The sequence below is a fragment of the Bacteroides sp. OM05-10AA genome (assembly GCF_003439055.1).
In the GTDB taxonomy this organism is placed as follows: Bacteria; Bacteroidota; Bacteroidia; order Bacteroidales; family Bacteroidaceae; genus Bacteroides; species Bacteroides intestinigallinarum.
Genome location: NZ_QSUR01000049.1, coordinates 1 through 12789, shown reverse-complemented (window position 1 = coordinate 12789; position 12789 = coordinate 1). Strand labels below are relative to the sequence as shown.

At 38.5% G+C, this 12789-nt stretch carries 14 protein-coding genes and 1 tRNA gene; 4 read left to right on the top strand and 11 right to left on the bottom strand.

Going from position 1 to position 12789, the window contains the following annotated elements:
* The first annotated feature begins 23 nt into the window (after positions 1 to 23).
* Together DXB58_RS24840 and DXB58_RS24835 are read left to right on the top strand one after the other, a co-directional pair.
* On the top strand, positions 24 to 1721 hold the full coding sequence (locus tag DXB58_RS24840; protein WP_122138611.1) for an alpha-amylase family protein: 1698 nt from the start codon (positions 24 to 26) through the stop codon (positions 1719 to 1721).
* Between the two features lie 138 nt (positions 1722 to 1859).
* Positions 1860 to 2348 carry a PepSY-like domain-containing protein gene (locus tag DXB58_RS24835; protein WP_004303340.1) on the top strand — a complete coding sequence of 163 codons (489 nt, stop codon included), beginning with the start codon at positions 1860 to 1862 and terminating at the stop codon, positions 2346 to 2348.
* 89 nt (positions 2349 to 2437) lie between these two features.
* Here DXB58_RS24835 and DXB58_RS24830 read toward each other — a convergent pair whose 3' ends face one another.
* The 6 genes from DXB58_RS24830 to DXB58_RS24805 all read right to left on the bottom strand — a co-directional run bounded on the left by DXB58_RS24830 (position 2438) and on the right by DXB58_RS24805 (position 8354).
* Complete coding sequence (locus DXB58_RS24830) at positions 2438 to 4450, bottom strand: alpha amylase C-terminal domain-containing protein (RefSeq protein WP_122138595.1); 2013 nt, start codon at positions 4448 to 4450, stop codon at positions 2438 to 2440.
* An 18-nt stretch (positions 4451 to 4468) separates the two neighbouring features.
* Positions 4469 to 4915: a YhcH/YjgK/YiaL family protein gene (locus DXB58_RS24825; RefSeq protein ID WP_122138594.1), complete on the bottom strand. Its 447-nt coding sequence runs from the start codon at positions 4913 to 4915 to the stop codon at positions 4469 to 4471.
* A gap of 37 nt (positions 4916 to 4952) precedes the next feature.
* Positions 4953 to 5627, bottom strand: a complete 675-nt coding sequence (locus tag DXB58_RS24820; RefSeq protein ID WP_199488014.1) for a DUF2461 domain-containing protein — start codon at positions 5625 to 5627, stop codon at positions 4953 to 4955.
* A gap of 277 nt (positions 5628 to 5904) precedes the next feature.
* On the bottom strand, positions 5905 to 6501 hold the full coding sequence (locus DXB58_RS24815) for an aminotransferase class IV family protein (protein WP_122138593.1): 597 nt from the start codon (positions 6499 to 6501) through the stop codon (positions 5905 to 5907).
* Entirely contained in the window at positions 6485 to 7492 is a 1008-nt protein-coding gene (locus DXB58_RS24810; RefSeq protein WP_008998285.1) for an aminodeoxychorismate synthase component I, read from the bottom strand. The genes DXB58_RS24815 and DXB58_RS24810 overlap by 17 nt, the downstream gene beginning before the upstream one ends.
* Positions 7493 to 7619: 127 nt before the next feature.
* Positions 7620 to 8354, bottom strand: coding sequence for a M48 family metallopeptidase (locus tag DXB58_RS24805; protein WP_008998286.1), 735 nt, complete (start codon positions 8352 to 8354; stop codon positions 7620 to 7622).
* A gap of 287 nt (positions 8355 to 8641) precedes the next feature.
* Between DXB58_RS24805 and DXB58_RS24800 the strand changes: the two genes are divergently transcribed.
* Both DXB58_RS24800 and DXB58_RS24795 read left to right on the top strand, forming a co-directional pair.
* Positions 8642 to 8715 (top strand) — tRNA-Arg (locus tag DXB58_RS24800).
* Between the two features lie 142 nt (positions 8716 to 8857).
* Positions 8858 to 10096: a phage integrase SAM-like domain-containing protein gene (locus DXB58_RS24795; RefSeq protein WP_122138592.1), complete on the top strand. Its 1239-nt coding sequence runs from the start codon at positions 8858 to 8860 to the stop codon at positions 10094 to 10096.
* A 33-nt stretch (positions 10097 to 10129) separates the two neighbouring features.
* Here DXB58_RS24795 and DXB58_RS24790 read toward each other — a convergent pair whose 3' ends face one another.
* From DXB58_RS24790 to DXB58_RS24770, 5 genes are all read right to left on the bottom strand, one after another.
* Positions 10130 to 10372: a hypothetical protein gene (locus DXB58_RS24790; RefSeq protein WP_122138591.1), complete on the bottom strand. Its 243-nt coding sequence runs from the start codon at positions 10370 to 10372 to the stop codon at positions 10130 to 10132.
* Positions 10373 to 10379: 7 nt separating this feature from the next.
* A complete protein-coding gene (locus tag DXB58_RS24785; protein ID WP_122138590.1) occupies positions 10380 to 11258 on the bottom strand; it encodes an AbiH family protein in 879 nt (292 codons plus the stop codon).
* A 205-nt stretch (positions 11259 to 11463) separates the two neighbouring features.
* Positions 11464 to 11943, bottom strand: coding sequence for a DUF6808 domain-containing protein (locus DXB58_RS24780; protein WP_122138589.1), 480 nt, complete (start codon positions 11941 to 11943; stop codon positions 11464 to 11466).
* Positions 11940 to 12434 (bottom strand): N-acetylmuramoyl-L-alanine amidase, encoded by a 495-nt coding sequence (locus DXB58_RS24775; protein WP_122138608.1) that lies wholly within the window; start codon positions 12432 to 12434, stop codon positions 11940 to 11942. The genes DXB58_RS24780 and DXB58_RS24775 overlap by 4 nt, the downstream gene beginning before the upstream one ends.
* 20 nt (positions 12435 to 12454) lie before the next feature.
* The coding region (locus DXB58_RS24770; RefSeq protein ID WP_233527360.1) for a hypothetical protein at positions 12455 to 12789 on the bottom strand (335 nt) is incomplete at its 5' end.

Genomic DNA, 12789 nt, shown 5'->3' with positions numbered 1-12789 from the left:
CGAATATTAATAATCTACTCTATATGAATGACGAAAATAAAATAATTATCTACCAAGTATTCACCCGCCTGTTTGGAAATAACAATAACCACTGTGTCTACAATGGAGACATTGCCACCAATGGTTGTGGGAAAATGGCTGATTTTACTCTCAAAGCACTTAGTGAAATCAAGAAACTGGGTACTACGCATATATGGTATACAGGCATCATCGAACATGCCACTCAAACGGACTATCGCCGTTATAACATCAGGCCAGATCATCCTGCTGTTGTAAAAGGAAAAGCGGGTTCTCCCTATGCTATCAAGGATTATTATGATGTAGATCCTGACTTAGCTAACGATGTGCAAGGACGTATGAAAGAATTTGAGAATCTGGTACATCGCACACATCGCACAGGTCTGAAAGTAATTATTGATTTTGTACCTAATCACGTAGCACGCCAATATCACTCGGATGCACAACCGGACGGTACGACCGAATTGGGAGCTAACGATGACTCCAGCCAATCTTTCAGCCCATATAATAATTTCTATTATATTCCTCAGGCGGAACTTCATGCCCAGTTTGATATGAAAGACGGTGCAGCAGAGCCTTACCGGGAATTCCCGGCGAAAGCTACCGGTAACAATCGTTTTGATGCTACTCCCAATATCACCGACTGGTATGAAACAGTGAAATTAAACTATGGAGTGGATTATCAGAATGGCGGTACTTGCCACTTCTCCCCGACTCCGGATACTTGGATAAAGATGCTGGACATTCTTCTTTTCTGGGCATCAAAAGACATTGACGGTTTCCGCTGCGACATGGCCGAAATGGTTCCTGTTGAATTCTGGGAATGGGCTATTCCTCAAGTAAAAGAGGCTTATCCTGAAATACTTTTCATCGCAGAGGTTTACAATCCAGGTGAATACCGTAACTATTTGTTCCGCGGCAAGTTTGATTACCTGTATGATAAGGTAGGGCTATATGACACGTTACGCAATGTAGCTTGTGGATATGAATCTGCATCCGCTATCACTCATTGCTGGCAAAGTCTGAATGGAATAGAGAAAAAGATGCTCAACTTCCTGGAGAATCACGACGAGCAACGTATCGCTTCTGATTTCTTTGCCGGCAACCCGCATAAAGGAATTCCTGCACTGATTGTTTCCGCCTGTATGAACACTAATCCTATGATGATCTACTTCGGCCAGGAGTTTGGAGAATTGGGCATGGATAGTGAAGGATTCAGCGGAAGGGACGGACGGACTACTATATTCGATTATTGGAGTGTAGACAGCATACGACGCTGGCGCAACGGAGGTAAATTTGACGGGAAGATGCTTACTGAAGAGCATAAACACCTCTACTCTATCTACCAAAAAGTACTGACGATTTGTAATGAAGAGCAGGCAATCAGCAAGGGAGTATTCTTTGATTTAATGTATGCCAATATAAACGGATGGCGTTTCAATGAGCATAAACAATATACTTTTATGCGAAAATATAAAAATGAGATTCTGTTTTTCATTATTAATTTCGACAGTCAACTGGTAGATGTTGCTATCAATGTGCCTTCACATGCTTTCGACTTTTTACAGATTCCTCAAATGGAATCTTATCAGGCCACTGATTTGATGACGGGCGCTAAAGAAGAAATCAGTCTATTACCTTATAAACCCACGGATGTTTCGGTAGGAGGCTATAACGGAAAGATTTTAAAGATTACTTTTTAAATAAAAAGACTAAGATCTGTATACTCTTCATCCCTCGGTCACTTATGAATGACCGGGGGATTATTTTATGCACATCACTCAAACAAATATTCTCAAAGGCTGTTTAGGTAGATAAATAATCCTCTAAACTCAAAGCTTATGAAGAAATTTATGATTTGTGCAATCGCATTGTTTCTGCTATTATCTACATCTGTCTTTGGAGATACCCCTCCCGGCAATGTACAGTCGACTTTCAAGAAAATGTATCCTAAAGCAAATGGCGTCGCCTGGTCACAAGACGATGGATATTATTGTGCCAACTTTGCAATGAACGGATTTACTAAAAATGTGTGGTTCAACGTTCGGGGACAATGGGTGATGACGCAGACTGATCTTGTCAGTCTCGACCGGCTGACCCCAACAGTCTATAATGCCTTTGTATCCGGCCCATACGCAAATTGGGTGGTAGATAATGTGACAATGGTGGAGTTTCCCAAATGGCAGGCTATTATAGTAATTAAGGTAGGGCAAGATAATGTCGACATCAAATATCAGTTATTCTATACTCCACAAGGGGTATTGCTCAAAACGCGCAACGTTAGTGATATGTATGATATTCTCGGGCCAAGTACCTTTCTGGAAAACTAGGAACTGAATTATAGAATAGGGTAATAAACGAGAAAGCCCCCGCAGATATTCAATAATATTTGCGGGGGCTTCTTGATTTAAAGATAAAATTATTTTTTCTTTCTAAGTACTACAGCGGTACGGGCAGGAATATAGAGTTTCAGCCACTCTTTCTTTTCCTTCTTGTACAGCGGATCGGTAATAGTGAAGTGCACGACAGAGTCGTCTGCTAAACCATTTCCTCCAAATGCTACATCGTCGGTGTTCAGTATCACTTCATAAGCTCCCGGAGTTACCAGGAATCCATAATCAGTGAATGACTGCTTCGGATTAAAGTTAAAGACAAATATAAGGTCTTTCCGTTCGTATGCCAATACCTGATCGCCATCATTATGCCATATTTCCTGAACAGGTGTTGCCTGGAAATCTTTCACACTCTTGAGAACTTTCAGCATTTCTTTATCAAAATCACCCATATAGTGATAGGTCAGATTTTTGTTGTCCACCAAATCCCATTGGCGGCGGGCATATTTGCACGACCATCCGTTACCTTCACGCGGGAAGTCAATCCATTCGGGATGCCCGAATTCATTTCCCATAAAGTTCAGATAACCTCCGTTGATAGTCGAAGAGGTCAGCAGGCGGATCATTTTATGCAAAGCAATACCACGGTTGACAACATAATTTTCGTCTCCCTTCTGCATGTGCCAGTACATATCGGCATCAATCAGGCGGAAGATAATCGTCTTATCTCCTACTAATGCCTGGTCATGACTTTCTGCATACGAAATGGTCTTTTCATCCTGGCGACGGTTGGTTACTTCCCAGAACATGCTGGAAGGTTTCCAGTCTTCATCGATCTTTTCTTTGATTGTCTTGATCCAATAGTCCGGAATATTCATGGCCATACGATAATCGAAGCCGTAACCGCCATCTTCTACTTTGGCAGCCAGTCCCGGCATACCGGAAACTTCTTCGGCAATGGTTATCGCCTTCGGATTTACCTGATGAATCACTTCATTAGCCAGTGTCAGGTAACAAATCGCATTATCATCCTGATGACCGTTGAAATAATCTCCGTAGTTACAGAAAGCTTCACCCAGTCCATGGCTGTAATATAACATAGAAGTCACTCCATCAAAACGGAATCCGTCAAATTTATATTCTTCCAGCCAGTACTTGCAGTTTGACAACAGGAAGTGGATCACTTCATTCTTGCCATAATCAAAGCAGAGAGAGTCCCAAGCCGGATGTTCGCGACGAGCGCCCGGATAAAAATACTGATTCGGATCACCGGCAAAGTTTCCTAGTCCTTCTACTTCATTCTTCACTGCATGTGAATGAACGATGTCCATAATCACAGCAATACCCATCTCATGAGCAGCATCAATCAATGCTTTTAGTTCATCGGGGGTACCAAAACGCGAAGAGGCAGCAAAGAAACTGGATACATGATAGCCGAAGCTTCCATAATATGGATGTTCCTGAATAGCCATAATCTGGATACAATTATATCCTTCTTCAGCAATACGAGGAAGTATTTTCTCGCGGAATTCGTTATATGTGCCCACTTTTTCCTCCTGCTGTGCCATTCCGATATGACATTCATAAATCAACAGCGGATTCGTGTCGGGCTTAAATGTTTTCTTCTTGAATTTATAGGGGTTCTCCGGAGCCCAGACTTGTGCACTGAATATTTTGGTCTGTTCATCCTGTACCACACGTGTAGCCCACGCAGGAATACGTTCGCCTTGTCCGCCTTCCCAATATACATTCAGTTTGTAGAGATCGCCATGATGAATGGCATCCGCCGGCAGGTTGATTTCCCAAATACCATTCTTTTGTTTTTTCAGCTTGTAGGCAGCTTTTTCCTCCCAATTATTAAATGTACCCACCATATAAATATGAGTAGCATTAGGAGCCCATTCACGGAAAGTCCACCCCTTATCGGTGCGATGCAATCCAAAATAAAGATACCCCGATGCAAAATCTGAAAGGGTTTGTTTTCCCTTATTCGTCAATTCAGCTTCTTTGTCTAATACATGCTGATGGCGTCCGGTGATAGCACCGGCAAAAGGCTCCAGCCAGGGATCGTCTTTTACGAGATTAAGTGTCTTTTCCATATCAGAATTGAATTAGGATTATGCTTTTACTTTTACGATTACTTTCTTCACACCATCCGGAGTGATACCGGGAGCATGACCGTCTTGCGGGAAAAAGATAGCAAACATTCCCGGTTTTACGGCAACGTATGTTTCTGCTAATCCTTCGAAGAAAGTAATATCTTTTTCTGCGTTATAAAGTGCATCTGCCGGAACACAGTCTTTAGCAGCAGTATACCCCATTATTTCTGTTCCCGACAATGGGATTTGAATATCAATAAATTCGTTATGAGTTTCCAGTTTGGCTTCCTCTTTTGTTTTAGGTTTGGTTTGTGCAATATTCACCAACAGATCTTTTCCTTTCAGTTCTGTCTTACCAACTTCCATGGCTTGGAGGTCATGAGACTTCAAGAATTCAATAGCTTGTGCAAACAGAGGGTTTAAAGACGCATATTTCTCCAGATTTTCTAAAGTATCTACTACCATATAAGTTAAATTTTAAAGTTTATATTCTAGGCATTATTTATTCAAAATCATCAATCGTATAATTTATAAAATCGGCAAACCGTTTGAATTGCCGGAACACTTTGTCTATCTGTTCCAACATATCCGGTCGGGTGAAGAAGTCATCGGGAACATTATAAGAGCAAACATATTCTTTACATTTCAAATAATCAATGTACTTGAAATCTTTCGGAAAACCTTTCGGAGCTGTTTTCAGAAAATCCTCTCCTATCACCGGGAAGTATTTCTTAAACTCCGGATCTTCTACGATCGCAACAAACTCTTCGATATTATCATAGATAGATTGTCGCACTGCTTTCAGGATATTGGTAGGCAGACACAGGCTTCCTCCGGCAAGCATTGAACCATCCGGCTGCAAGTGTACATAATATCCACAATGATCGGACTTCTTTCCTTTGGCATTGATATAACCTCCGAAATGTATTTTATAAGGTGTTTTATCCGCAGAGAAGCGGGTATCCCGGTAAATACGATAAGTACAGTCTTTGGGCTGAATCCCCCGGATAGTTTCATCAAACAGGGAAATACGGGCGATCACTGTTGCCAAAAAGTTGTCGAACTCGGCATGGGCTGTTTCATATTCTGCCTTATGCTCATTAAACCACTCACGATTATTATTCGCGGAAAGATCTTTTAAAAACTGAAAGATAACGGGTATGTTCATCTTTATCATTTTCTATTATTACTCTACAAACGTACAAATTTTATTTCATATAAACTACAAAAGGGGGTAAAAGGACATAAAAAAAGCATCGGCCTGGTAAAACCGATGCTCTAACACATTTATCAAAAAAACAGACTCTTCTGTCTCTGACGTACTTTAGCTTTCACAAGTGAAGTACAATCTCTTTAATTAATCTTATATCTAATACTATGAAAAACACATAAATATAACAGTACAAAAGAGACATTTGTTCAGCAGTTCTATGTATATTTCAGTTAATTATAGTTTATAGAATTAAATGTTTCTCATTTATAGGCAATATAATGCGTTTCCAGTCAATCATTGCGTTGAATAACATGATATGGGAATAGTCTTTCAAACATATTTGCGGAATGTCTTTCTCAACAATGAGCTGTCTGTCCAGAAATTCGCTTCGTTTCGTCCCCCGGAGTAACGGATGAGCCGGTGTGAACCAGGTATCTCCGTCATAGAGAGCAACATTAGCTATAGAGGTATCTGTCAGATAGCCATTTCTCACAATTAAAATATCATCCGCCATTCCTCTTTGAGCATACAAGGCATTCAGTTCTTCCCGATGCGCACTTTTATAAGTATAATCAATGGTATCGGACACAACCAAATGCAAAGAAGATACCTGTCGCATCTGATAGGGCGCATACGTAACTTCTTCCACTTCTTTTCCATATACAATCCGGCATTTATGAATTCCATTTAAAGTTGGCGGAGATATAAATTCCCGTAAATCCAGCGGAGTGCTGTCTTCCCAAAAAGCTGCACGGGTTTCATTAAAGCGCTCTGTGTGATAATCAAGATTATAAATCTGTCCATCCTCTATCCGGATAGTCTCAATAAATGGGTACATATACTTTTTGTTTCATTTCATTATACTCGCTTTCCACATCACTCTGGCAGGTGATCCCACCTCCACTTTTAAAATACATCTTCTCTCCTTCCTGTTCTACAAAACGTATCATAACGGCACTATCTAAATCAATGCCATCAGAATATCCCATAACTCCTGTATAAAATCCTCTGTCGTAGGTTTCAGCTTCCTGGATAATCTGCATCGTCTTTTTCTTTGGAGCACCGGTAATAGAACCGGCTGGCAGTAATCTGAAAATAATATCTCCCAAATGCTCCTGATAATTTTCGGGCAATATACCCTGAATTTCAGAACTCGTCTGAAAAATAGCTCCCCGATTAGTCTGTAACCTATCCATATACCGATACCGGGAAACTGACACTCGGTTGGCAACCATACTTAAATCATTACGAATCAGATCTACAATGGTAGCATGTTCAGCAGTCTCTTTCGGATCATTCATCAATAATTGAGCAGCAAAGGGAATTGAAGCATCAATGGTTCCCTTCATCGGATATGAGCTAATTTTTCCCTGATGAATTCTAACAAATATTTCAGGAGAGAAAACCGTAAAACGGTCTTTAATCCATAGCTTATAAATCGCTTTTGAATGAAAATAAATATCATTCAGAGTGAGATTGGTTTCTACCGGAGTGCGACACGTCAAATTAGTAAGGAAACTATTTCCTGCCAGGATGTTCTGTCGCACGATATTAAACGAGCGTTGATAGGAAGAGAAAGATTCTGCGAAAGGTTGCCAATGTAGTGAAGGCATTGTTTTTGCAGAGTAAGTGGCTATATTATCTTCTGCTGATATGATCTGATTGGTAAATCCATTCAGATTATATAAAACTTCAGTAGAATCAACAGCAGCAACCTCCTCTATATAAGATACATCTTGTAGATAATTTATAATGAAAATGAAAGGACGATGGAGTTGTCCCAACTGATTCATTCGTTTGATAGCCTGTTCCTTATTATATAAGTGCATAAAATACTTCTACGTTTAGGGAAGGCAAATGTACGCAAAAAGTATAGATTAGAAAAAGATAGCAATAAAAAAGGGTTGCCCGATGTGTCATATCGGCAACCCTTTATCATTTATAAGATTGGTCAAATTACTTCATAACAGCTTTTACTTGAGGAAGCATCTTCTTCACATTTTCATTTTCCGGAGATATCTTAGCAGCTTCTTCCAGATAGTCTAATGCTTCTTTAAATCTACCATCGGCTTTTTCTTTTTCTGCAGCATATTTATCTGCATCAGAATTTGCCAAAGGAGCAGCTTTCTTCAGGATATTAGCGCCATCATTATAGCACAGAACTCCTAAACTGTACAATGCATTTGTTTTATACTGCTTGTGATCCAAAGGAATTACTTTCTTGAAACAGTCTTCTGCTTCTTCTGCTTTTCCGGCTTTCTGTGCAGCAAGTCCTGCTTTCAGATAGTGAAGGCTATAATTCTTCACCATTGTTGTATTCTTAGGATCTACTTTCAATCCTTCTTCCAATGTAGCTACATATTCAGCAGTCTTCTTTTGCGCATCTAAAGCCAAAGCTTTGCGAGCATAGGCATTTCCGATATTGAACTTCTTTTGAATTGCTATATCAAAAAAAGTCACAGCTTCCGGATATTTCTTCACAGCATCGGCAGCTATACCACAATAATAAGCGGTTGCAGAATCTTGATTATTCGTTTGTTTCAAATATTCACTGAATTTCGCATACGCTACAGGATAATTTTTAGCATTAAATGCATCATTTCCTTCTTTTTTCAATTGCTCTGGGTCGGTTTGTGCAAAAACATTAGTCACTACAATACAAAATGCAAATAAAAAAATCAATTTCTTCATAACTTTATGTGTTTTTTAGTTGTTTATCGCTCAAAAGTAAAAGTTATAATAGAAAAACACAACCCTATTTTATTTTTTTGAGCTTTTTGAAACCTATATAACGTTCGTTATTCTTCGTAAAAATGGCGTTTTTCTATTCATTCTTCCCAAACCATATAAATAAACAAAATTCTATCTCTATTATAAACTACTGATTCATAGTCACAAAGAAATATATGAATAAAAAAATGCCAGAAAGTTTTTGAGTTTTCATAAAAAGCACTACCTTTGCATCCGCAAATAAGGCTGGTTCCGTAGCTCAGCTGGATAGAGCAACGCCCTTCTAAGGCGTGGGTCAAGCGTTCGAATCGCTTCGGAATCACTTAAAGGACTGATTATAATTCATTGATAATCAGTCCTTTTTCTTTTCTATAAAAAGTCGAAAGGCTATAAAAAAAAGATACCATTTCTCACCGGAAAGTCACCAACAGTGGAAAAACAGTGTCTTTAAAAACTTATAGCTTATGGCAACACTATCATTAACTATTCTATCCGCTAAGCCCACCAAGGCTGGCAAATTTCCTATTCTTATCCGCGTATCAGTCAAGAATGATAAGGAGTACATTAAAACGGAATATCAATTGGACGATGCTTGCCAATGGTATAACGGAAAAGTAGTAGCCCGCAATGATGCTACAATGATGAACAAACAACTTATATATGAGTTGAAAAAATACAAAGAACGTTTGCAGTATATTGACAACTACGATTGTTATACTGCCAAACAACTAAAAATTATACTAACACAGCAAGATAAGATTGCTCCAGACATGCGTACATTCAATGATTTCATGCGACAGAGGATCAAGGAAAAGAAAGAAGAAGGAAAGACTAGCCATGCTAAAATGCTAGAAGACACCTTAAAGATCTTTGAGAGCGCAGAAGGTGAGGTACCAATGATTATTATGAATCACATTACCGTTGAACATTTTGATAGATGGATGAAACTCCATGGCCATACTGACGGGGGCCGACAGATTCGGTTAAGTCACATAAAAGCACGGATTAATGAAGCTATTAAGTTAGGGATAATACGATGTGACAAACACCCATTTGCCTACACAAAGATTCCCATCCCAGAGCCAAGGAGTCTTGATATATCTGTAGACGCGATAAGAAAGATTATTAGCGCAGATGTCTCAAAGAGCAAGCAGTTGTCTTTAGCTAAGGATATGTTTTTGCTATCATTCTACTTAGGAGGTATCAATTATGCAGATCTCATTCAAGTAGATTTATCAGAAGATGTAATTAGTTATATACGATTAAAAAGTGGTGAGCATAAAACGAAAAACCGAACTACGAGTATAGCTGTCTGCCCGGAAGCAAAAAACATAATAAATAAATATATTGGGAAAAATGGAAAGCTGAAGTTTGACTACAAATACACAGCAGGTAATTTACAACGCTATATCAATAAATGCTTAAAACTCCTAGCAACAGAGTTAAATATAAAGGAGGGATTGACCTTTTATTCAGCCCGTAAAACTTTTGCCCAGTTCGCTTCCGAGATTGGGATCCCCTATCCTATTATTGAATACTGCTTGGGGCACTCCATAAAGACCAGCATTACTATTAATTCTTATGTTCGGGTAAAACAGCATCAGGCAGACGCAGCAATTCAAAGAGTTATTGAATATATTAATAATCCTGAAGTGTTCAAACCATATATAGAAATGCGAGCACAGATGCAAATGATGATGTAATATAAATAATGAGTTAAGAGGTAGCCGGATAAGCTACCTCTTCTCTTTTTTTCTAAATTCTCGTAATTGCCCGATGGTAGGATGAAAAGTCGGATTTTCCCAATTTCTGGAAATTACCGCAATCATTGATTCAAGATATTTCCCACAATCTAAAATTACAGTACTCTGATTAACTTGATAGCGGCCAGACGGGTAGGATTTATTTTTGAGCGTTTCTTTCGCCCATGTCAGTAACTCTTGAACGGAGTCGTGATCGTATTTATGCTCTTCTGCCATATAGTTTTTATTTTAACGTAATACTACTATCTTCAAACTGTATATTATTATATTGTTTTAAATAGGAAGTTCGGTTATTCGTCAATACTTTTAACTGCCAAATGATATCATCATATGCATTTTGTCCATGATAATAGAATTTAATAATTTTATTTTGACAATTCTTGACTGCTTGAGCCTTAAAGAAGTCGTCGAAATAAGAATGGTCAGTAACTCCCATAGAGTATCCAAAAAATATAATTTCATCTGCATTTTCTAAAATTTGAGGTAATCCTTGTACATTCTGATATTGATTATAAGACTTATATAAAAAAATATGTTCTTCTTTTAAATCTAATTTGTCTTGTACGCCAAAAACAATGTCATTTTTCAGAGAGCCATGTATATACCTTATTTCAATTTTTTCAGATAAATATTTAACCTTTTTAATAAAATTAGTATAATTAAAATTTATTACAAAGTACAATTTATCCTCCATTGTTATATCTTTTATAATCCTAAGTGCAAGCGAATTATAATCTAATTCTCCTAAAGGATACTTTGTCTCAATCTCGTTCAGGTATATTTTTAAAGCATTACAGAGTGATTTAAAGTCATCCTCAAATGTTTTTTTCAAATCGTCCAGACTTTTATCATATCTTACCTCTTTAGGGATTGAATGTGTATCATATTCAGCTAATATCGTTGAATAATTACCTAATTCTTTCTCTATGTTTATCCAATTGTTATTGCCATTACCCTTATTATTAAGATAACTAGCTAGACAATTTTTTTCAGAAAGTAAATCTTTAAAATTTTGGCTTGCCATAAACTTAGAATACGAGGTAGGCTTACCAATATTCAAGTCAAATCCGTTTCCTATTACTAAAACTGTTTTATTCTTCATATGATTATAGTTAAATTATATGTCCAAAGATAAATGCTTTATTTTTATAATTAAGTGGAATTACCCATAGATTCATCAAGCAAATGATCTTTGTGCTATTTGACTATTATATTTACCTATTAACCAACATATTACCCAGATTACATCTTACTATTTTTAGAGTAATTAACTAAATTGTATTGTATATAATTATTAAACGCCCCATTCACCATTGCAATAAATTATAGGTAATGCCAACACCTACATACCAACTGGCCGGGTAACCATATCCGGCTTGCAACCCTAGCCCCCATCGCTTCCGTTTAGCAGGAACCAGCACAGGTATTCTAATCTCCCTCGTCCGACTATATACCTCAATACTATCTAACTTTGCATTATATCCAGACACCCATGCACGGTATAGGCTATCTTCGTATATCTTCTGGGTAATAGGAATAACTACCTCTGCCGAATCAGGGATACAGGTATCTTGCTTAGCCTCACAAGAATCCTTCTTAATAGGTAGCTTAACTGTTTCATATCTCTTGATTACACTATCCCTAGGTACAGGGTAATAGAAAGGAATAGTTTCGACGTATTCAGTTGTGTCCAGGTGTGGTAGTGCAGACTGTTCTTGCTGGCGGCTCCACAGAAACAGAACGGCTAACACGAGTAATGTAACCAATATCCAAGGTAGTACTTTCATGGTCGAACTACTGTATTACGAAGAAAACTAGGAAATTCGGAACGAACATCAAAGCAGGGACAAGCCTTGATGTATTCTGCCGATTCAACTTCACCGGACCCGTCCAGATCAGGAGATGTATCCCGATGTCCAAGCAGTTCGACGATGGGATACTCCTTACAAAGCTTGTCTACCAATTGCCGCAAACTAGCTTTTTGAGCCGGAGTACGTGTATCAGCAGGCTTTCCAGTTGCATCTAAACCTCCGATATAACAGATACCAATGCTGTGTTTATTATACGAAGACTCTGAAAATCCTTTGGTATTACAATGCGCTCCGTCAATGCTTAACGGTCGCCCATTCTCTACCATTCCATCAAGGTCAATGACGAAGTTATAACCGATCTGACTAAAGCCTCTTTGTTTGTGCATCCGGTCAATATCTTTAGCCCTCAAGTCTTGTCCGGCACGTGTAGCCGAGCAGTGGATAATAATTGCATCAATAGTTTTCATTTCTCTTCCTCCCATTTTAATTAATAATCACTTGGCGGCTGCCGGTTAGAGCATCCGCGAACATCACATTTTTTTATCTCTGATTCTTTCAGCCGTAATTCCAATTCATGTTTATCATAGATGAGTTGGAGCTTCTCCGCTTGTTCCTGACGAAGCTCTACATAGATAGCATCAATTTTCGTATCACGTTGAGCAATGTGTTCCTCCAACCAAGCAACTTGATTACGTTCATTCTCATTCTCTGCTGCATCTGCTGCTGCATCCTCTTTCCTGGCATCAGTCTTACGATTGACGTAGAAATTTACAATCCATTTGATTGCTTCCAAGCCACCTAAAGCTCCAAGTATTGTTAGCC

Coding starts and splice junctions, on each gene's coding strand:
- DXB58_RS24815 (WP_122138593.1), bottom strand. CDS start 6,501: ATGTACCCATTTATTGAGACTATCCGGATAGAGGATGGACAGATTTAT.
- DXB58_RS24775 (WP_122138608.1), bottom strand. CDS start 12,434: ATGAAAACTATTGATGCAATTATTATCCACTGCTCGGCTACACGTGCC.
- DXB58_RS24785 (WP_122138590.1), bottom strand. CDS start 11,258: ATGAAGAATAAAACAGTTTTAGTAATAGGAAACGGATTTGACTTGAAT.
- DXB58_RS24840 (WP_122138611.1), top strand. CDS start 24: ATGAATGACGAAAATAAAATAATTATCTACCAAGTATTCACCCGCCTG.
- DXB58_RS24820 (WP_199488014.1), bottom strand. CDS start 5,627: ATGATAAAGATGAACATACCCGTTATCTTTCAGTTTTTAAAAGATCTT.
- DXB58_RS24830 (WP_122138595.1), bottom strand. CDS start 4,450: ATGGAAAAGACACTTAATCTCGTAAAAGACGATCCCTGGCTGGAGCCT.
- DXB58_RS24835 (WP_004303340.1), top strand. CDS start 1,860: ATGAAGAAATTTATGATTTGTGCAATCGCATTGTTTCTGCTATTATCT.
- DXB58_RS24810 (WP_008998285.1), bottom strand. CDS start 7,492: ATGCACTTATATAATAAGGAACAGGCTATCAAACGAATGAATCAGTTG.
- DXB58_RS24790 (WP_122138591.1), bottom strand. CDS start 10,372: ATGGCAGAAGAGCATAAATACGATCACGACTCCGTTCAAGAGTTACTG.
- DXB58_RS24805 (WP_008998286.1), bottom strand. CDS start 8,354: ATGAAGAAATTGATTTTTTTATTTGCATTTTGTATTGTAGTGACTAAT.
- DXB58_RS24780 (WP_122138589.1), bottom strand. CDS start 11,943: ATGAAAGTACTACCTTGGATATTGGTTACATTACTCGTGTTAGCCGTT.
- DXB58_RS24825 (WP_122138594.1), bottom strand. CDS start 4,915: ATGGTAGTAGATACTTTAGAAAATCTGGAGAAATATGCGTCTTTAAAC.
- DXB58_RS24795 (WP_122138592.1), top strand. CDS start 8,858: ATGGCAACACTATCATTAACTATTCTATCCGCTAAGCCCACCAAGGCT.